This window comes from Micrococcus lylae NBRC 15355 (assembly GCF_001570885.1).
GTDB classification, from domain to species: Bacteria; Actinomycetota; Actinomycetes; order Actinomycetales; family Micrococcaceae; genus Micrococcus; species Micrococcus lylae.
In genome coordinates this window covers 18866-36946 of sequence record NZ_BCSN01000015.1, presented here as the reverse complement: position 1 = coordinate 36946, position 18081 = coordinate 18866, and the positions used below count along the sequence as shown (strand labels likewise).

The window sequence follows — 18081 nt, the reverse complement described above, 5'->3', positions numbered from 1 at the left end:
GGTCAGGCGATCAGTGGTCGACCGCCTTCTCGGCGCCGACGCCGGTGAGGGAGCGGACCTCCATCTCGGCCTGCTTGTCCGGGTCCTCGGTGCGCTTCTCCGTGACGGAGCCGAGCCAGCCGAGGAAGAAGGCCAGCGGGATCGAGACGATGCCCGGGTTCTTCAGCGGGAAGATCGCGAAGTCGGCCGCCGGGATCATCGAGGCCTCCGCGCCGGACATGACCGGCGAGAGGACGATCAGCACCAGGGCCGTGATCAGGCCGCCGTACATGGACCACAGGGCGCCGCGGGTGGTGAAGCCCCTCCAGAACAGCGAGTACACGATGGTCGGCAGGTTCGCCGAGGCGGCCACGGCAAAGGCGAGCGCCACGAGGAAGGCGACGTTCTGCCCCTGGGCTCCGATGCCGCCGAGGATCGAGAGCACACCGATCACCAGCACGGTGCGGCGGGCGATCTTCACCTCCTTCTCCGGGCTCACATGCTCCTTGGCGATCACCGACGAGTAGATGTCATGGGCGAAGGAGGCCGCGGCGGTGATGGTCAGACCGGCGACCACCGCAAGGATCGTTGCGAACGCCACGGCCGAGACGATGCCGAGCAGCAGGGAGCCGCCGAGCTCGAAGGCCAGCAGCGGGGCCGCGGAGTTCTGGCCGCCCGGGGCCGCGGAGATGCGCTCCGGACCGATCATGGCGGCGGCGCCGTAGCCGAGCACCAGGGTGCACAGGTAGAACAGGCCGATCAGGATGATCGCCCAGACCACGGACTTGCGGGCCTCCTTGGCGGTGGGGACCGTGTAGAAGCGCATCAGCACGTGGGGCAGGCCGGCCGTGCCGAGCACCAGCGCCAGGCCCAGGGAGACGAAGTCCAGCTGGGACACGGCCGAGGCGCCGTACTGCAGGCCCGGATCCAGGATGGCCTCGTCGCCGCCATGGCCGTCCACGGCGCCGCCGAGCAGCGCGGAGAGGTTGAACCCGAACAGGGCCATGACCCAGACGGTCATGACGATCACCGAGGTGACCAGCAGGATCGCCTTGATGATCTGCACCCAGGTGGTGCCCTTCATTCCTCCGACCAGCACGTAGAGGATCATCAGCGCGCCGACGATGACGATGACCAGGGACTGGCCGAGCTTCGAGTCGATGCCCAGCAGCAGCGAGACGAGGGCGCCCGCGCCGGCCATCTGGGCCAGCAGGTAGAACAGGCAGACGGCCAGGGTGTTCAGGGACGCCGCGATGCGCACCGGGCGCTGGCGCAGGCGGAAGGAGAGCACGTCGGCCATCGTGAACTTGCCGGTGTTGCGCAACGGCTCGGCCACGAGCAGCAGGGCGACCAGCCAGGCGACGAGGAAGCCGATGGAGTAGAGGAATCCGTCGTAGCCGTAGAGGGCGATGGCTCCCACGATGCCCAGGAAGGACGCGGCGGACAGGTAATCGCCGGCGATCGCGGTGCCGTTCTGGGTGCCGGTGAAGGCACGTCCGCCGGCGTAGTAGTCAGCCGCGGTGGCGGTGTTCTTCGACGCCCGCAGGACGATCACGAGGGTGCCGGCGACGAAGATGCCGAAGATCAGCATGTTCACCCACGGGGTGCCGACGGTCTCGCCGGCGAGCAGGGGCATGACGGTGCTCATCGGATCTCCTCCTCACCGTGGCGGCCGTCGCCGGCCTCGGCCTCGAGCCGCTCGCGCATCGCGGCGGCGCGCGGGTCGAGCTTCTTGTTGGCGAACTGCACGTAGGCCGCGGTGATGGCGAACGTGCTGACGAACTGAAGCAGGCCCAGGACCAGTCCCAGGTTGATGTTGCCGATCAGGCGGATGGACATGACGTCGTGGAAGAAGGCGCCGAGCACCACGAAGAGGACGTACCAGACCAGGAAGGCCACGGTCATCGGCCAGACGAAGCTGCGGTGCGTGCGGCGCAGCTCGCCGAACTCCTCTGAACTCTGGGCGGCACGGAACTGGGCCGGCGTGGGGGGCGGACGCTGCGGTGTCAGGTGGGGCCATGAGGGTGCTCCTCCAAAGGTGTGCGAGCCTCCGGATCATGTGACCCGGATCACGGTCATCCTGAAATACCCCATTTCCCGAGTCAAGGATATGTATTCATGTGACGCCGTCGTGACGTGCCCCACCCTCACGGCACCCACCAGGGGCGTTGCCGGGCCTCAGCGGCCGGCGCGGGCCAGCGTGATACGGGCCTGGGCGAGGACGACCTCGTCCACCATGCCGCCGTCGAACGCGAAGGCGCCCGGGTGGTTCCGCGCCTCGGCGAGGATCGCCTCGGCACGGGCGACCTGCTCGTGAGTGGGACGGTAGCCCTGGCGGACGACGGCCACCTGGTTCGGGTGCAGGCACACGGTGGCGCGGCAGCCGACGGCCACGGCGTCCTCGACCTCGGCGGCCAGGCCGTCCGGGTCCTTGAGGTTCAGGTAGACCGCGTCCCAGGCGGCGGCGCCGTGCGCGGCCGCGGCCAGCAGCACGGTGGAGCGGGCGTGGGCCACCGTCTGACGGTAGGCGCCGTCCACGGTGCGGGAGGACGTGCCTCCCATGGAGGCCACAAGGTCCTCGGCTCCCCACATCAGGGCGGTCACGTGCGGGTGTGCGGCCAGCTCGGCGGCGGCGAGCACGCCCCGGGCGGTCTCACAGAGGGCCACCACCCGGGTGTCCTCCCCCAGCGCCTCCACCAGACGGTCCACCTGGGCGGCGGACTCGGCCTTGGCGAGCATGAGGGTCCGCCAGCCGGTCTCCTTCAGCATGGCCACGTCCGCGGCGTGGTCCTCGGTGTCCACCGGGTTCACGCGGACCACCACGCGGTCCGCGTCGATGCCCTGGGACGCCCGCTCGGTCCACGCTGCGGCCACGGCCTCGCGGGCGGCGGGACGGTCCGCCGCGGTGACGGCGTCCTCGAGGTCCAGGATCACCGCGTCCGCGCGATCCAGGGCCTTGGCGTACCGCTCCGGGCGGTCCGCCGGGGTGAACATGACGGCCGGGCCCAGGGTGCAGGCCTTCGCGGCGATCTCGGTCATCGGTCTGCTCCTTCGCAGAGGTCGGTGGGAGGGCAGGAGGCGGGGCGCCGCCCGGCTTCCGGGCGGCGCCCCGTGCGCTCAGGCGTCGGACTCGGCGGCGCAGTGCGCCTGCCGTGTCCACATCAGGCAGGTGCGCTGGGCCTTGGCCACGACCGTGCCGTCCTGGTTCGTCCCCTCGAGGTCGAAGTTCACGATCCGCTGTCCGGGACGCGAGGAGGACTCGCGGATCGCCGTCACGGTGGAGCGGGCGTACAGGGTGTCCCCGGGGAAGACCGGGTGCGGGAAGGAGATCTCCCCCAGCCCCAGCTGCGCCACGAGCGTTCCCTGCGTGGTCTGCCCCACGGACAGGCCGATCAGCGTGGACAGCGTCAGCATCGAGTTCATCAGCGGCTTGCCGAACGGCTGCGACTGCGCGAACGCGTGGTCCAGGTGCAGCGCCTGCGGGTTCATGGTCAGCGTGGTGAACAGGACGTTGTCCGCCTCGGTGAGCGTGCGGCCCGGACGGTGCAGGTACACCTGGCCGACCGCCATCTCGTCCGCGTAGCGGCCACGCTGCTCGATCACCTCGGGCTCGGCCGGGGCGCTCCCGGCGCCCCGGGCGCCCTCAGTGCCCTCCGCCGTGGGCGAGGGGTCCTCGGCAGCCGGGCGGCCGTCGTCGTGCTTCATCTGCTCGGCCACGTCAGAGGCCCAGCTCGCGGGCGATCAGCATCAGCTGCACCTCGGTGGTGCCCTCGCCGACCTCGAGGATCTTCGAGTCTCGGTAGTGGCGGGCCACCAGGGACTCGTTCATGAAGCCGTAGCCGCCGAACACCTGGGTCGCGTCGCGGGCGTTGTCCATGGCGGCCTCGCCGGCGATCAGCTTGGCCATGGCGGCCTCGGTCTTGAACGGCTTGCCGGCCAGCATCTTCTGCGCGGCCTCGTAGTAGGCCAGGCGGGCGGCGTGGGCGCGGGCCTGCATGCGGGCGATCTTGAAGGACACGGCCTGGTAGGAGCCGATGTTCCGGCCGAAGGCGGTGCGGGTCTTCGCATACGCGATGGACTCGTCCACACATCCCTGGGCGGCGCCGGTGGCGAGCGCGGCGATGGCGATGCGGCCCTCGTCCAGGATGGACAGGAAGTTCGCGAAGCCGCGGCCGCGGGTGCCCAGCAGGTTCTCCTCCGGCACGACGGCGTCGGAGAAGTGCAGCGGGTGGGTGTCCGAAGAGTTCCAGCCGACCTTGTTGTAGGCCTTGGCCGCGGTGAAGCCCTCGGTGTCCGACGGGACGATGATCGTGGAGATCTCCTTGACCGGCTTGCCGTCCGGGCCGGTCTTGCCCTCGACGGTGCCGGTGACGGCGGTGACGGTCACCAGCGAGGTGATGTCGGTGCCGGAGTTGGTGATGAACTCCTTGGCGCCGTTGATGCGCCAGCTGCCGTCCTCCAGCTTCGCGGTGGTCTGGGTGCCTCCCGCGTCCGAGCCGGCGTTCGGCTCGGTGAGGCCGAAGCCGGCCAGGCGCTTGCCGGCCACGAGGTCCGGCAGCCACGTCTGCTTCTGCTCGTCGGTGCCGAACTTGTACAGCGGCATGGCACCGAGGGACACGCCGGCCTCGAGGGTGATGGCCACGGACTGGTTCACGCGGCCGAGCTGCTCGAGGGCGAGGCCCAGGGCGAAGTAGTCGCCGCCCATGCCGCCGTACTCCTCGGAGAACGGCAGGCCGAACAGGCCCATCTCGCCCATCTGGGCGACGATCTCGTACGGGAACTCGTGCTTCTCGTCGAGCTCGGCGGAGACCGGGGCGACGACCTCGTCCGCGAACTCGCGGACGGTGTCGGAGAGGGCCTGGTAGTCCTCGTCCAGGGCGGGCAGGGTGCGATGGTTCGGGCTGGCCATGGGGCTGCTCCTTGTTCTTCTCGTCCGTGCGGCGCCGGGGCGCCGGGTCGGTCTGGTCGATGGGTGTGCTGGTGGCAGGACGGGACGCGACGGCGGGGCCGCGGACCGTCCCGGTCGGGTCAGGCGTCCTGGGCCGGGGCCTCGGAGGCGTCCGGCTCGACGGTGGCCACGAGGCCCTGGGCCGGGACGGAGTCGCCCTGGGACACGTGGACGGTCACGGTGCCGGCGACGGCCGCGGTGATGGGGTGCTCCATCTTCATGGCCTCGACGTCAGCCAGGTGCGCACCGGCCTCCACGCGGTCGCCGGTGGCCACGTGCACGGCCACCACGGTGCCCGGCATCGGGGTCCGGGCCTCCGGGGAGCCGGCGCCCTCCGGGACGAGGCGGGCGGCCGCGGCGGAGCGGGCGGACTCGAGGCGCTCGGCGCGGGTCTGGCGGTGGACTCGCCAGGTGAACCCGTCACGGCGGACCCAGGCGGTGCGCGGGTCGGCCGGGTGCACCAGGATCTCCGCGGCGTCCACGGCCGGCTCCGGGGCGTCCGTGGCCGCGCCGTGCTCGTCCGCCTCCTCGGCGACGACGGGCACCGGGCTGATGCTGTGGCGGACGCCGTCGACCTCGACGGACAGGGTCGGGGCCGGGGCGCCGACGGAGCGCCAGGCGTCGCCCGCGGCCCAGGCGCCGTGGCCGCCGCGGGGACGGGCGAAGGTCTGCCTCGCCGCGCCCTCGTGGGCGGTGTCCACGTCCACCTCGGCGAGCGCGCCGGCCGCGGCGGCGAGGGTGTCCTCGTCCAGCTCGGGGGCGGACCACTCGTCCATGCCGTCGATCATCGTGGTGGTCAGGCGGCCCTGCCGCACCTCGGGCAGCGCCGCCAGGTGGCGCAGCCAGGCGAGGTTGGAGGTGACGCCGGTCAGGACGGTGTCCTTCAGGGCCGCGTCGAGGCGCTCCATGGCCTCGGCACGGTCGGCGCCGCGGGTGATGACCTTGGCGATCATCGGGTCGTAGAAGCCGGTGACCTCGGGCTGGGAGTCCGGGTCCTCCACATGCATCAGGGAGTCCACGCGGACGCCCTCGCCCTGCGGGGCCACGAAGGTGAGCACCTGCCCGGTGGACGGCAGGAAGCCGTTCGCCGGGTCCTCTGCGTAGACGCGGGCCTCGACGGCCGCGCCCTCGACGGTCACGTCCTCCTGGACGAAGCCGAGCGGCTCGCCGGCGGCGACGCGGACCTGCAGCTCGACGAAGTCCTGCTGCTCGCCACGGACCCGGACGACCTCCTCGGAGACCGGGTGCTCCACCTGGAGGCGGGTGTTCATCTCCATGAAGAAGAACTCGTCCGGGTTGTCGTCCGAGACGAGGAACTCGACGGTGCCGGCGCCCACGTAGCCGACGGAGGTGGCGGCCTGCACGGCGGCGTCACCGAGGCGGGCGCGCAGGGCCTCGCCGTCTGCGTGGGCGGTGAGCAGCGGGGCCGGCGCCTCCTCGATGACCTTCTGATGGCGGCGCTGCAGGGAGCACTCGCGCTCGGCCAGATGCACGGTGGTGCCGAGCGAGTCCGCGAAGACCTGCACCTCGATGTGACGTGGGGAGGTGATGAGGCGCTCGAGCAGCAGGGTGTCGTCGCCGAACGCGTTGGACGCGGTGCGGCGGGCCGAGGCCAGGGCGCCGGGCAGCTCGTCCTTGGAGTGGACGGCGAACATGCCCTTGCCGCCACCGCCGGCGGACGGCTTGATCAGCAGCGGGAAGCCGACCTCGTCCACCCGGGCGATGATCTGCTCGTCGGTGAGGGTCGGGTCCGCGATGCCCGGGACCACGGGCACCCCGTAGGCGGAGACGGTCTCCTTGGCGCGGATCTTGTCCGCCATGGCGTCCAGGGAGGACACCGGCGGGCCGATGAAGACCACCCCGGCGGCATCGAGGGCACGGGCGAAGTCCGCGTTCTCGGAGAGGAACCCGTAGCCGGGGTGGACGGCCTGGGCGCCGGTGGCCCTGCACGCCGCCACCACGGCGTCGATGTCCAGGTAGGACTCGCGGGCCGGGGCGGGGCCGAGCCGCACGGCCTCGTCCGCCAGGCGCACGTGGGCGGCGTCCGCGTCCGCATCCGAGTAGACGGCGACGGCACGGATGCCCAGGCGCTGCAGGGTGGTGATGACGCGGACCGCGATCTCGCCGCGGTTGGCCACCAGGACGGTGTCGAAGAGCTTCTCGGACACGGGCATCACATCCTGAACAGGCCGAACTGGGTGTCCGGCAGGGGCTGGCGGGAGACGACGTCGAGGGCCATGGCCAGCACGCGGCGGGTCTGGCCCGGGGTGATGATGCCGTCGTCCCACAGGCGGGCGGTGGAGTACAGGGGGTTGCCCTGGTCCTCGTACTGGGCGCGGATGGGGGCGGCGAAGGCCTCGGACTCCTCGGCGCTCATCAGCTCCTCGCCCGCCTTCTCGCGGGCGTCCTGCTTGATCTGGGTGAGCACGGAGGCCGCCTGAGTGCCGCCCATGACGGAGATGCGCGCGTTCGGCCACATCCACAGGAAGCGCGGCGAGTAGGCGCGGCCGCACATCGCGTAGTTGCCGGCACCGAAGGAGCCGCCGATCACCACGGTCAGCTTGGGCACCCGGCAGGTGGACACGGCGGTGACCATCTTGGCGCCGTCGCGGGCGATGCCGCCGGCCTCCGCGTCCCGGCCGACCATGAAGCCGGAGATGTTCTGCAGGAACAGCAGCGGCACGCCGCGCTGGTCGCAGAGCTCCACGAAGTGCGCGCCCTTGCGGGCGGACTCGCCGAAGAGGATGCCGTTGTTCGCCACGATGCCCACCGGGTGACCGTCGATCCGGGCGAAGCCGGTGACCAGGGTGGTGCCGTAGCCGGCCTTGAACTCGTGGAACTCGGAGCCGTCCACGATCCGTGCGATGACCTCGTGCACGTCATAGGCCGCGTTGACGTCCACGGGGACGACGCCGGTGAGCTGCTCCGGGTCCACGGCGGGCTCGACAGGGTCCACCACGGTCCAGGCCGGCTCGTTCGGGCGGGGCAGGGTCGCCACGATGTCACGGAGGATCTGCATCGCGTGGGTGTCGTCGTCCGCCAGGTGGTCGGCGACGCCGGAGACCTCGGCGTGCAGCCGGCCGCCGCCGAGCTCCTCGGCGGTGACGTCCTCGCCGATCGCGGCCTTCACCAGCGGCGGGCCGCCGAGGAAGATGGTGCCCTGGTTGCGGACGATCACGGTCTCGTCGCACATGGCCGGCACGTAGGCGCCGCCGGCAGTGGAGGAACCGCACACCGCGGCGATCTGCGGGATGCCCTTTGAGGACAGCAGCGCCTGGTTGCGGAAGATGCGGCCGAAGTGCTCGCGGTCCGGGAAGACCTCGTCCTGACGGGGCAGGAAGGCGCCGCCGGAGTCCACCAGGTACACGCAGGGCAGCGCGTTCTCGAGGGCGATCTCCTGGGCGCGCAGGTGCTTCTTCACGGTCATCGGGTAGTACGTGCCGCCCTTGACGGTGGCGTCGTTGGCGACGACCATCACGGTCCGGCCGTGCACCAGGCCGATGCCGGCGACCATGCCGGCCCCCGGGGAGTCGCCGTCGTACATCCCGTGGGCGGCCAGCGCCCCGACCTCCATGAACGGCGAGCCCTCGTCCAGCAGCAGGTCCACGCGCTCGCGGGGCAGCAGCTTGCCGCGGGAGACGTGGCGCTGACGGGACTTCTCGCTGCCGCCGAGGGCCGTGCGCGCGACGATCTCGCGCAGGCTCTTCTCGAGCTCGGCGTGACCGGCCACGTTGTCCGCGAACTCCGCGGACTCGGGGACGGCGCGCGTGGACAGGACGGACATGCCCGACCTCCAACTCAGTGAATTGCGATTAACTGGAAGACCAGGGTCGAGTCTACTGTCCCGATGCCCATGTCGTCCACATCACAGCATGCCGGGCGCCGGGCCCGTGAGGACCGCCGGACCGCCCGACCGTCGCCCGCCGAGCCGCGCCGACGTGCCCGTTACGATGGTCCGCATGCCCACGCCCCGCAGCTCCAGCGTCGCCGAGCCCGTCACCGCCCGGGAGGCGGCCAAGGCCCAGCGACGCCAGGACCTGCTCGACGCCGCCGCGAGGCTCTTCGCCGAGCGCGGCTTCGAGTCCGTCCGCCTGGAGGACATCGGCGCGGCCTGCGGCATCTCCGGCCCGGGCATCTACCGCCACTTCCGCGGCAAGGCCGCCGTGCTGACGCAGATCCTGGAGAGCGCCTCTCACGGCCTGCTGGACGGAGGCCGCGCCGCCGTGGCCGGCCGCCGCCCCGGCGAGCACGCCCTCGAGGCGCTCGTCGAGTTCCACACGGACTTCGCCCTGCACCGCCGTGACGTCATCCGCGTCCAGGACAGGGACCTCGGCTCGGTGCCGGACGAGGAGCGCCAGGACCTGATCCGCGTGCAGCGCGCGTACATCGACCTCTGGGCGGAGCACATCGGCGTCCTCCACCCGGACGAGGACGAGGCCGCCGCCGTCTTCCGCGCCCAGGCCGTCTTCGGCCTGCTCAACTCCACCCCGCGCTCTGTGCGCCGCTCCCCCGCGGACCGCCGCACCCGCCGCCCGGCCCTGATCGCCATGGCCTGGGGCGCCCTGCGCGCCCGGTCCGCGGTGGTAGCGTGATCAGCACCCGCCGCACCCGTCCGTGCCGACGGACGGCGACCGCAGACCGCACCGTGACAGAGAGGTCCACCGCCGTGTCGCTCCGAGATGTCCGCCCCGAGGACCTGGACGAGTTCTTCGCCCACCAGCAGGACGACGAGGCCAACGTGATGTCCGCGTTCGCCCCGCGCAATCCGAAGGATCGGGGCGTGTTCGACTACCACTGGGACCACCTGCTGAACGACGAGAAGACGCAGGTGAAGACCATCCAGGACGAACAGGGCCGCGCCGCCGGAGCCCTCGTCTGCTCCCGCGAGGACGGCATCCCGGAGCTGTCCTTCTGGACCGCCCGCGAATACTGGGGCCGAGGCCTCACCACCGCGGCCGTGGACGAGTTCCTCGCCGACTTCGCAGAGCGCCCGGTCCGCGCCCACGTGCCCACGGACAACGTCGGCTCCCAGAAGGTCCTGAAGCGCCGCGGCTTCGAGGTCGTCGGCCAGGAGAAGGTCTTCTCCAACGCCCGCGCCGAAATCGTCACCGAGGAGATCCTCGAGCTCACCGGAGAGTGAGCCCCGCCCTCCGACCCCGGTGAGGCGGGAGCGCGGGGCGGGCGGCCGTCGTCGTGCTTTTCCTCCCCGACCCTGGCGGGCCGGAACGGACACGGAAGGGCCCCGGAACCACACGGTTCCGGGGCCCTTCGCTCTGACGGTGCGCGGGATGGAGCGCAGTCGGTGCGGGTCAGACCATGGCGAGGGTCATGCCCGGGCGGCGCAGCATGGCGCCGACGTCCGCGAGGAAACGGGAGCCCTGCTCGCCGTCCACGAAGCGGTGGTCGAAGGACAGGGAGAGCGTCATGACGTCGCGCAGGGCGATCTCGCCCTTGTGCTCCCACGGCATCCTCCGGACCTGGCCGAGGGCGAGGATCGCGCCCTCACCCGGGTTGATGATCGGGGTGCCGGCGTCCACGCCGAACACGCCCACATTGGTCAGGGTGAAGGTGCCGCCGGTCAGCTCAGCCGGCGCCAGCGTGCCCTCTCGGGCCTTGTCCGTGAGGTCGCGGATCGCATCGGCCAGGCCGCGCAGGTCCATGGCCTGGGCGTCCTTGACGTTCGGGACCATGAGCCCGCGCGGGGTGGCCGCGGCGAAGCCCAGGTTCACGAAGTTCTGCTCCACGATGGCGCCGGCCGCCTCGTCCCAGCGGGCATTGACGTCCGGGGTGCGCTCCATGCAGAGCACACAGGCGCGGGCGGTGAGGGTCATCGGGGTGAGCTTCACGTCGCGGAACTCGCGGGAGGCCTTGAGCTCGGCGAGCAGCTCCATGGTCTCGGTGACGTCCACCTGCAGGAACTCGGTCACATGCGGGGCGGTGAACGCGGAGTTCACCATCGCCGCGGCGGTGGCCTTGCGGACACCCTTGACCGGGACGGACACCTCGCGCTCGCGACCGCCGAGGGTGCGCACGGCTCCGGCCGCTGCGCCCGCGGCGGCAGCGGCGGCCGGTGCGGCGGCGGACGCGGGGCCTGCCGGGCCGGAAGCGGAGCCGCCGTTGATGGCGGCCTCGACGTCGGCACGGGTGATCACGCCGTGGGCGCCGGTGCCGGTCACAGTCTCCAGGTCCACGCCGTTCTGCTTGGCGTACAGGCGCACCGGCGGAGTGGAGCGCGGACGCTCGCCGGAGCCGGAGGAGGCGGCCGGGGCTGCGGGCGCCGTGGCCTGGGCCTCGGCCGGGGCCGCGGCCGGAGCGGCGGGCGCCGCGGCCGGGGCCGAGGCTGTGGGGACGGCCGGAGCGGCCTGGCCGACTCCACGACGGGCACGGCGGGACGGGCGACCCTTCTCCGCGGCGGCGCCGTAGCCCACGAGGGTGGGGACGCGGCCGTCACCGGAGCCGGACTCCTCGGCGCCGTCGGAGGCGGGGGCGTCGCCGCCGTCGTCGCCGCCGAGGTCGAAGGTCACCACCGGGGCGCCCACGTCCACCGTGTCGCCCTCCTCGGCGTGCAGCGCGGCGATGGTGCCGGCATAGGGGCTGGAGAGCTCGACGACGGCCTTGGCGGTCTCGACGTCGGCCAGCACCTGGTTCACCTCGACCGCGTCACCGACGGAGACGCGCCACGAGGTGATGTCGGACTCGGTGAGGCCCTCGCCCAGGTCGGGGAGGGTGAAGATCTTCTTCGTCATCGGGTTCCCTCCTGCTGGGCCTGGGCGGCCAGGAAGTCGGCGGCGGTCTCGGGGGCGGCGAACATGTCCACGGAGTCGAGCGAGTGGGGTCGGCCCATGGCACGGTCCACGCCGTCGAGGATGCGGTCCAGGTCCGGCAGGTGGTAGTCCTCCAGCTTCGCAGCCGGGTACGGGATGTCGAAGCCGGTCACGCGCACCGGCGGGGACTCCAGCCAGTGGAAGGAGCGCTCGGTGACGGTGGCGACGAGCTCGGCGCCGACGCCGCCGGAGCGGCCGGCCTCGTGGGTCACGACCAGACGGCCGGTGCGGCGCACGGACGACTCCACCAGGCCGGAGTCCATCGGGGCGATCGAGCGCAGGTCGATCACCTCGATCTCGATGCCCTCCTCCGCAGCCACCTCGGCGGCCTGCAGGGCGGTCTTGACCAGCGGGCCGTAGGCCACCAGGGTGACGTCCTTGCCCTCGCGCACGATCTTGGCCGGGGCCATCGGCGGGATCTCGGCGTCCAGGTCGACCTCGCCCTTGTCGTGGTAGCGGCGCTTCGGCTCGAGGTAGACGACCGGGTCGTCCGAGGCGATGGCGGCGCGGAGCAGGTCGTAGCCCTCCTGCGGGGTGGACGGCGAGACCACGCGCAGGCCGGCGGTGTGCATGAAGTAGGCCTCGGGCGACTCCGAGTGGTGCTCCGGGGAGCCGATGCCGCCGCCGAACGGGATGCGGATGGTGACCGGCAGCTGCACGTTGCCGGCGGTGCGGGCACGCATCTTCGCCAGGTTCGACACGATCTGGTCGAAGGCCGGGTACACGAAGCCGTCGAACTGGATCTCCACGACAGGGCGGTAGCCGCGGTAGGCCAGGCCCAGCGCAGTGCCCATGATGCCGGACTCGGCGAGCGGGGTGTCCATGACGCGCTGGGCCCCGAACTCGTCGATCAGGCCGTCGGTGATGCGGAAGACGCCGCCGAGGGTGCCGATGTCCTCGCCCATCAGGACGACCTTCGGGTCGTCCGTCATCGCGCGGTGCATGGCCCGGTTGATCGCCTTGCCGAAGGTCATCTTCTCGGTGCTCATGCCTGGCCCTCCTCATCGAACATGGCGTGGTACAGCGCGGACTCCCGGCGCTGGCGGGCGAGCTCCTGGTGCGGCTCGGCGTAGACCTCGGTGAACAGGGCGTCTGGGCCGGCCTCCTCGAGAACCTCCAGAGCGGCGCGGACGTCCGCGGCGAGAGCGTCGGCCTCCTTCGTCGCCTCGGCCTCCAGGGCATCCATGTCCACGCCGTTGGCCCGCAGGTGGGCGGCCACGCGGTCGATCGGGTCCTTGGCCTTCCAGGACTCGACCTCCTCGTCCGAGCGGTAGCGGGTCGGGTCGTCCGCGGTGGTGTGCGGGCCCATGCGGTAGGTGACGGCCTCGATGAAGGTCGGGCCGCCGCCGTTCGCCGCGCGCTCCACGGCACGGCGGGTCGCGGCCAGCACGGCGAGCACGTCGTTGCCGTCCACCCGCAGGGACGGGACGCCGAAGCCCCACGGGCGGTCGGCCAGGTGCCGCGGCGACTGCAGCGTCACCGGCTCGGAGATGGCCCAGTGGTTGTTCTGGCAGAAGAAGACGACCGGCGCCTTGTAGGTGGCGGCGAACACCATGGCCTCGTTGACGTCGCCCTGGGAGGTCGCGCCGTCGCCGAAGTAGACGATGGTGGCGGACTTGTCCCCGTCCATGGCGGCACCCATGGCGTAGCCGGTGGCGTGCAGAGCCTGCGCGCCGATGATGATCTGCTGGGCGGCCACCTTGTGGGCCTTCGGGTCCCAGCCGGAGAAGGTGGAGCCGCGCCACAGGCGGATGAGTCCGAGGGCGTCCACGCCGCGGAGCAGGGCGACGCCGTTCTCCCGGTACGACGGGAAGACGAAGTCGTCCTCGCGCAGCGCTGCGGCCGAGCCGGCCTGCGCGGCCTCCTGGCCGAGAAGCGGCGGCCACAGGGCCAGCTGCCCCTGGCGCTGCAGGTGGGTGGCCTCGGTGTCGAGGCGGCGGATCAGGACCATGTCCCGGTACAGCTGGGAGAGGGCGTCGTCGTCGACGTCCTCCAGCCACGGGTCCAACTCGGGCTCGGCGCTGCGCACGCCCTGGGCGTCCAGCACCTGCAGGTACTCGCGGTGCTCTGACTGCGGGATGTCCGCCTCAGCGGGGAGATCGACTTGCGTCATGTCCTCAACTCTCGTGACCGGGCACCGGAGGTGTTCGGCGCCGTCCGGGGGCGGGTGACACGGGCGCGGTTGTGGCCTCAGTCACCTCCGATGACTCCGGGTGAGTCTAGTCACATGGACAGGACTTGACAACACGCGCGGAGGCAGCCGGAAGCCCTCCGCGTAGGGCTGCCGGACAGTTCGTGTGCGGCTCAGCCGCGGCGGAGCAGAACGTCCACGGCCGCGTCGAGGTACGCGTCGACCTGGCCCTCCTCGTAGCCCTTGCGGCCCTCCGCGGCGGCGAAGGCGGCGCGGCGCACGTCGTCCGCATCGAGCTCGGACTCCCCCTCCGGGGCGCGCAGCGCCTCGGCGAGGCGGTCGCAGAACTCGTCCACCTGGTCCACGTCATAGGACTGGGCATCGGCGCGCGACGGGCGGCGGAACCGCTCGCCCGGGGCGCGGTCGGCACGGCCGAGCAGCTCTTCGGTGCGTTCGGTGAGCATCACGGCCCAGTCCTCGTCGCCGCGCTCGGAGACGAAGGCCTCGCGCTCGGAGTCCGCCAGGGCGCCCTCGAGGCGGTCCAGGGCGTCGTCCACCTGGTCCGTGGCGTAGCCGCCGTTGACGGTGGCGAAGCGGGCCTGGCGGACGTCCTCGACGGACAGCTCGCCGGCGCCCTCGTAGGCCTTGCGGGCACGCACCATGAAGGCGTCCACGTGGCTGGGCTCATAGCCGATCTCGTCGGACTCCACGCGCTCGAAGGGCTGGTCGACGGTGGTCTTCAGGTCATCAGGCGACTTCTTCGACATCCGCACTCCTGTGGTGTCAGGGGCCGCTGGGGCGGCCGTAGGGGAAGGTGCCTGGGCAGGGGCGCCGCTCAGGCGATGGGCAGGGCCAAGAGGGTGTAGGCCACCGGTGCGGCGAACACCAGTGAGTCCAGGCGGTCCATGACCCCGCCGTGGCCCGGCAGCAGGGAGGACATGTCCTTGATTCCGAGTTCACGCTTGACCATGGACTCGGAGAAGTCGCCGGCGGTCGCGGCGACCACCGCGAACACGCCGAGCAGCAGGCCGACCCACCAGGGCTGGCCCACCAGCAGCGGCACCGCCACCACGCCCACCAGCACCGCGCCGAGGAGCGAGCCCACCAGGCCCTCCCACGACTTCTTCGGGCTGATGCGCGGCGCGATGGGGTTCTTGCCGAAGCGGTAGCCCACGATGTAGCCGAAGGTGTCGTTGGCGATCACCATCAGCAGCAGGCAGGCCACCATGAAGTTGCCGCGCGGCTGGTCCAGCAGCGCGACGCCGAAGGAGAGCAGGAACGGGGCCCACATCACGGCGAACACGCCGGCCAGGATGATCTGGCCGGTGGGTCTGCGGCGAGTGGCCTCCGTCCAGAGGCAGACCAGCATCAACGACCCCAGCAGGGCGATGAACAGCGCCTCCACTCCCCACAGCAGCGCGGACAGCGGCAGGGCGACGGCCGCGATCCACAGCGGGGGCTTGGGGACGTCCAGGCCGATGCCTCGGACGGCATTCGCGACCTCGGTGACGCCGGCGACCAGCAGCACCACGATGAGCAGCGCCAGCAGCCAGTCCCACAGGATCAGGCCGGCCAGGGCGACGCCCAACAGCACGACCCCCACGAGGACGGCGGATTTGAGGTCTCGGCCGCCGCGTGGGGGTGCGGGGGTCTGCGCGGCTGTGGTCATCGGATGCTTCCGGTGGGGCGTCGCTGGGGCCCGGGCGGGGCCTCAGACCTCGAGCAGATCGGCTTCCTTGTTCTTCGCCATGTCCTCGATGAGGTCCACGTGCTTCTTCGTCATGGCGTCGAGCTCCTTCTCTCCGCGCGCGCCCTCGTCCTCGCCGACGTCGCCGTCCTTGACGGCCTTGTCGATGGCCTCCTTGGCCTTGCGGCGGGCGTTGCGGACGGAGATCTTGTGCTCCTCCGCCTTCTGCTTGACGAGCTTCACGTACTCCTTGCGCCGCTCCTCCGTGAGCTCCGGCATCACCACGCGGATGACCTTGCCGTCGTTCGACGGGTTGGCACCGACCTCCGACTCGGACAGGGCCTTCTCGATGTTGCGCAGCGCGGACACGTCGAAGGGGGTGATCAGCAGGGTGCGGGCGTCCGTGGTGGTGAAGGAGGCCAGCTGCTGCAGCGGGGTCATGGCACCGTAGTAGTCCACCATCACCTTGGAGTAGAGGCCCGGGTTGGCGCGGCCGGTGCGCACGGAGGCGAAGTCCTCGCGGGTGGCCTCGATGGTGCGGCCCATCTGCTCTTCGGCGGACTGCAGGGTCTCCTGGATCACGATGTCTCCTGACGTGTGGGTGAGTGGCTGCCCTCCATCCTACGTGGGATTCAGGGACTCGGGCTCGGGCGGGGCCCGGCTCAGGGGGTGACGGTGGTGCCGATGCCGTCGCCGCGCAGAGCAGCGGTGACGTTGCCGGGGCCCTCCATCCCGAACACGCGCATGGGCAGGCCGTTGTCCTTGCACATGGTCATGGCGGTCAGGTCCATGACGCGGATGTCCCGCTGCAGGGCCTCGTCGTAGGTGAGGTGGTCCAGACGCTCGGCGTTCGGGTCCTTCTTCGGGTCGGCGGTGTAGACGCCGTCCACGCCGGACTTGGCCATGAGGACCTCGTCCGCGCCGATCTCGAGGGCGCGCTGCGCGGCCACGGTGTCCGTGGAGAAGTAGGGCAGGCCGGTACCGGCGCCGAAGACCACCACGCGCCCCTTCTGCATGTGGCGGATGGCGCGCAGCGGGATGTACGGCTCGGCGACCTGCTCCATGGAGATCGCGGACTGCACGCGGGTGGAGACGCCGGCCTGGAGGAGGAAGTCCTGGAGGGCGAGGCAGTTCATGACGGTGCCGAGCATGCCCATGTAGTCGGCGCGACGGCGGTCCATGCCGTTCTCGGACAGCTCGGCGCCGCGGAAGAAGTTGCCTCCCCCGACCACGATCGCGATCTCGACGGACTCGGCGGCCTCGGCGATCTGCTCGGCGATGCCGCGGACGGTGTCCGGGTCCACGCCGACCTTGCCGCCGCCGAAGACCTCGCCGGAGAGCTTGAGCAGCACGCGGCGGCGGCCCGTGGCGGCGTCGGTCACGGTCGGCAGGGACTGGGTGTGGGTGTTCGTCTCCATGGGCGGGACTCCTCGGGGCGTCGTCTCGGGCTGGTCCAGGTGTGGGCACACAACGGCGGGGTGGTCACCGAGCTGGTGACCACCCCGCCATCGGTGGCGGCCGCATGCGGTGCATGCGGACCGGCGCGGGCTCGGATCGCTACGATCCTACCCCCCGAATCAGGGGGCGGACCGAGCGGCAGGCGCCGCGGCGTGATTCAGTTGCCGACGCGGAAGCGAGCGAAGCCGGTGACCTTGGTGCCGGCCTCGGAGGCGACCTTGCCCACGGTGGTCTTCGGGTCCTTGGCGAAGGGCTGGTCCTCGAGGACGATCTCCTTGAAGAAGCCGGTCAGGCGGCCCTCGACGATCTTCGGCAGGGCCTGCTCCGGCTTGCCCTCGGCACGCGCGGTCTCGTCGGCGATGCGGCGCTCGTTCTCCACGGTCTCGGCCGGGACGTCCTCACGGGTGAGGTAGGTCGGCGAGTAGGCGGCGGTGTGCACGGCGATGTCGTGCGCAGCGGTCTTGGCCTCGTCGGAGTCGGAGTCCACGGCCAGGAGCACGGACACCTGGGCCGGCAGGTCCTTGGAGGTCCTGTGGAGGTAGGCGTCCACGAAGGCGCCCTCGACGCGGGCGATGCGGCGCACGACGACCTTCTCGCCCATCAGGGCGCCCTCCTCGGTGACGTGGTCGCCGAGGGTGCGGCCCTCGTACTCGGCGGCCAGCAGCGACTCGAGGTCGGCGGCGCCGGAGTCGACGGCGGTCTTCAGGACGGCGTCGCCCAGGGTGATGAACTTCTCGGCCTTGGCCACGAAGTCGGTCTCGCAGTTCAGCTCGACCATCACGCCGACGCCGTTCTCGACGGTGGCGGCGACGAGGCCCTCGGCCGCGGCGCGGCCCTCGCGCTTGGTGGCGCCCTTGAGACCCTTGACGCGGATGATCTCGATGGCCTTGTCGGTGTCGCCGTTGGCCTCGTCGAGGGCCTTCTTGACGTCCATCATGCCGGCGCCGGTGCGCTCGCGCAGGGCCTTGATGTCGGCAGCGGTGTAGTTCGCCATGCTCGTTCGGTCCTTCCCGTTGGATGGGGTGGTTGCGGGATGCTGATGTCTGGGGTCCAC

17 protein-coding genes are annotated in these 18081 nt (G+C 71.5%); 2 read left to right on the top strand and 15 right to left on the bottom strand.

Features of this window, described 5'->3' with window-relative positions; all coding sequences use genetic code 11:
- Positions 1-10: 10 nt before the first annotated feature.
- From MLY01S_RS04780 to MLY01S_RS04750, 7 genes are all read right to left on the bottom strand, one after another.
- A complete protein-coding gene (locus MLY01S_RS04780; RefSeq protein WP_067189804.1) occupies positions 11-1627 on the bottom strand; it encodes a monocarboxylic acid transporter in 1617 nt (538 codons plus the stop codon).
- A complete protein-coding gene (locus tag MLY01S_RS04775) occupies positions 1624-1989 on the bottom strand; it encodes a DUF485 domain-containing protein (RefSeq protein WP_067189802.1) in 366 nt (121 codons plus the stop codon). The genes MLY01S_RS04780 and MLY01S_RS04775 overlap by 4 nt, the downstream gene beginning before the upstream one ends.
- A gap of 168 nt (positions 1990-2157) precedes the next feature.
- Positions 2158-3018 (bottom strand): HpcH/HpaI aldolase/citrate lyase family protein, encoded by an 861-nt coding sequence (locus MLY01S_RS04770; RefSeq protein WP_067189800.1) that lies wholly within the window; start codon positions 3016-3018, stop codon positions 2158-2160.
- A gap of 78 nt (positions 3019-3096) precedes the next feature.
- Positions 3097-3696: a MaoC family dehydratase gene (locus MLY01S_RS04765; protein WP_342447518.1), complete on the bottom strand. Its 600-nt coding sequence runs from the start codon at positions 3694-3696 to the stop codon at positions 3097-3099.
- A gap of 1 nt (position 3697) precedes the next feature.
- Entirely contained in the window at positions 3698-4888 is a 1191-nt protein-coding gene (locus tag MLY01S_RS04760) for an acyl-CoA dehydrogenase family protein (protein WP_067189798.1), read from the bottom strand.
- Positions 4889-5007: 119 nt separating this feature from the next.
- A complete protein-coding gene (locus MLY01S_RS04755) occupies positions 5008-7101 on the bottom strand; it encodes an ATP-binding protein (RefSeq protein ID WP_067189796.1) in 2094 nt (697 codons plus the stop codon).
- The gene (locus MLY01S_RS04750) at positions 7101-8711 is read right to left on the bottom strand and encodes a carboxyl transferase domain-containing protein (RefSeq protein WP_067189794.1); all 1611 of its coding nucleotides are present in this window, start codon (positions 8709-8711) and stop codon (positions 7101-7103) included. The genes MLY01S_RS04755 and MLY01S_RS04750 overlap by 1 nt, the downstream gene beginning before the upstream one ends.
- A 175-nt stretch (positions 8712-8886) precedes the next feature.
- On the opposite strand from MLY01S_RS04750, the gene MLY01S_RS04745 reads away from it, so the two are divergent.
- Both MLY01S_RS04745 and MLY01S_RS04740 read left to right on the top strand, forming a co-directional pair.
- Positions 8887-9519 (top strand): TetR/AcrR family transcriptional regulator, encoded by a 633-nt coding sequence (locus MLY01S_RS04745; protein WP_067189792.1) that lies wholly within the window; start codon positions 8887-8889, stop codon positions 9517-9519.
- 74 nt (positions 9520-9593) lie between these two features.
- Entirely contained in the window at positions 9594-10067 is a 474-nt protein-coding gene (locus tag MLY01S_RS04740; protein ID WP_082739721.1) for a GNAT family N-acetyltransferase, read from the top strand.
- Between the two features lie 169 nt (positions 10068-10236).
- On the opposite strand, the gene MLY01S_RS04735 is transcribed toward MLY01S_RS04740, so the two are convergent.
- The 8 genes from MLY01S_RS04735 to tsf form a co-directional block, all read right to left on the bottom strand.
- Positions 10237-11673 carry a dihydrolipoamide acetyltransferase family protein gene (locus tag MLY01S_RS04735; RefSeq protein ID WP_067189790.1) on the bottom strand — a complete coding sequence of 479 codons (1437 nt, stop codon included), beginning with the start codon at positions 11671-11673 and terminating at the stop codon, positions 10237-10239.
- Entirely contained in the window at positions 11670-12740 is a 1071-nt protein-coding gene (locus MLY01S_RS04730; protein ID WP_067189789.1) for an alpha-ketoacid dehydrogenase subunit beta, read from the bottom strand. Before MLY01S_RS04730 ends, MLY01S_RS04735 begins: the two co-directional genes overlap by 4 nt.
- Entirely contained in the window at positions 12737-13864 is a 1128-nt protein-coding gene (gene pdhA / locus MLY01S_RS04725) for a pyruvate dehydrogenase (acetyl-transferring) E1 component subunit alpha (RefSeq protein ID WP_067189787.1), read from the bottom strand. The genes MLY01S_RS04730 and pdhA overlap by 4 nt, the downstream gene beginning before the upstream one ends.
- A 191-nt stretch (positions 13865-14055) precedes the next feature.
- Positions 14056-14649 carry a DivIVA domain-containing protein gene (locus MLY01S_RS04720; protein WP_067189785.1) on the bottom strand — a complete coding sequence of 198 codons (594 nt, stop codon included), beginning with the start codon at positions 14647-14649 and terminating at the stop codon, positions 14056-14058.
- Positions 14650-14717: 68 nt separating this feature from the next.
- Positions 14718-15551: a phosphatidate cytidylyltransferase gene (locus tag MLY01S_RS04715; RefSeq protein ID WP_067189783.1), complete on the bottom strand. Its 834-nt coding sequence runs from the start codon at positions 15549-15551 to the stop codon at positions 14718-14720.
- A 42-nt stretch (positions 15552-15593) separates the two neighbouring features.
- The gene (gene frr, locus MLY01S_RS04710; protein ID WP_067189781.1) at positions 15594-16151 is read right to left on the bottom strand and encodes a ribosome recycling factor; all 558 of its coding nucleotides are present in this window, start codon (positions 16149-16151) and stop codon (positions 15594-15596) included.
- Positions 16152-16231: 80 nt separating this feature from the next.
- Positions 16232-16987 (bottom strand): UMP kinase, encoded by a 756-nt coding sequence (gene pyrH, locus MLY01S_RS04705; RefSeq protein ID WP_067189779.1) that lies wholly within the window; start codon positions 16985-16987, stop codon positions 16232-16234.
- 197 nt (positions 16988-17184) lie between these two features.
- Positions 17185-18021, bottom strand: a complete 837-nt coding sequence (tsf, locus tag MLY01S_RS04700) for a translation elongation factor Ts (RefSeq protein WP_067189777.1) — start codon at positions 18019-18021, stop codon at positions 17185-17187.
- Positions 18022-18081 lie beyond the last annotated feature (60 nt).

Excerpts from the sequence above, each read along its gene's own strand:
- MLY01S_RS04780 (WP_067189804.1), bottom strand. The coding sequence starts at position 1,627 with ATGAGCACCGTCATGCCCCTGCTCGCCGGCGAGACCGTCGGCACCCCG.
- MLY01S_RS04770 (WP_067189800.1), bottom strand. The coding sequence starts at position 3,018 with ATGACCGAGATCGCCGCGAAGGCCTGCACCCTGGGCCCGGCCGTCATG.
- MLY01S_RS04760 (WP_067189798.1), bottom strand. The coding sequence starts at position 4,888 with ATGGCCAGCCCGAACCATCGCACCCTGCCCGCCCTGGACGAGGACTAC.
- MLY01S_RS04755 (WP_067189796.1), bottom strand. The coding sequence starts at position 7,101 with ATGCCCGTGTCCGAGAAGCTCTTCGACACCGTCCTGGTGGCCAACCGC.
- MLY01S_RS04750 (WP_067189794.1), bottom strand. The coding sequence starts at position 8,711 with ATGTCCGTCCTGTCCACGCGCGCCGTCCCCGAGTCCGCGGAGTTCGCG.
- MLY01S_RS04745 (WP_067189792.1), top strand. The coding sequence starts at position 8,887 with ATGCCCACGCCCCGCAGCTCCAGCGTCGCCGAGCCCGTCACCGCCCGG.
- MLY01S_RS04735 (WP_067189790.1), bottom strand. The coding sequence starts at position 11,673 with ATGACGAAGAAGATCTTCACCCTCCCCGACCTGGGCGAGGGCCTCACC.
- MLY01S_RS04730 (WP_067189789.1), bottom strand. The coding sequence starts at position 12,740 with ATGAGCACCGAGAAGATGACCTTCGGCAAGGCGATCAACCGGGCCATG.
- pdhA (WP_067189787.1), bottom strand. The coding sequence starts at position 13,864 with ATGACGCAAGTCGATCTCCCCGCTGAGGCGGACATCCCGCAGTCAGAG.
- MLY01S_RS04720 (WP_067189785.1), bottom strand. The coding sequence starts at position 14,649 with ATGTCGAAGAAGTCGCCTGATGACCTGAAGACCACCGTCGACCAGCCC.
- MLY01S_RS04715 (WP_067189783.1), bottom strand. The coding sequence starts at position 15,551 with ATGACCACAGCCGCGCAGACCCCCGCACCCCCACGCGGCGGCCGAGAC.
- pyrH (WP_067189779.1), bottom strand. The coding sequence starts at position 16,987 with ATGGAGACGAACACCCACACCCAGTCCCTGCCGACCGTGACCGACGCC.
- tsf (WP_067189777.1), bottom strand. The coding sequence starts at position 18,021 with ATGGCGAACTACACCGCTGCCGACATCAAGGCCCTGCGCGAGCGCACC.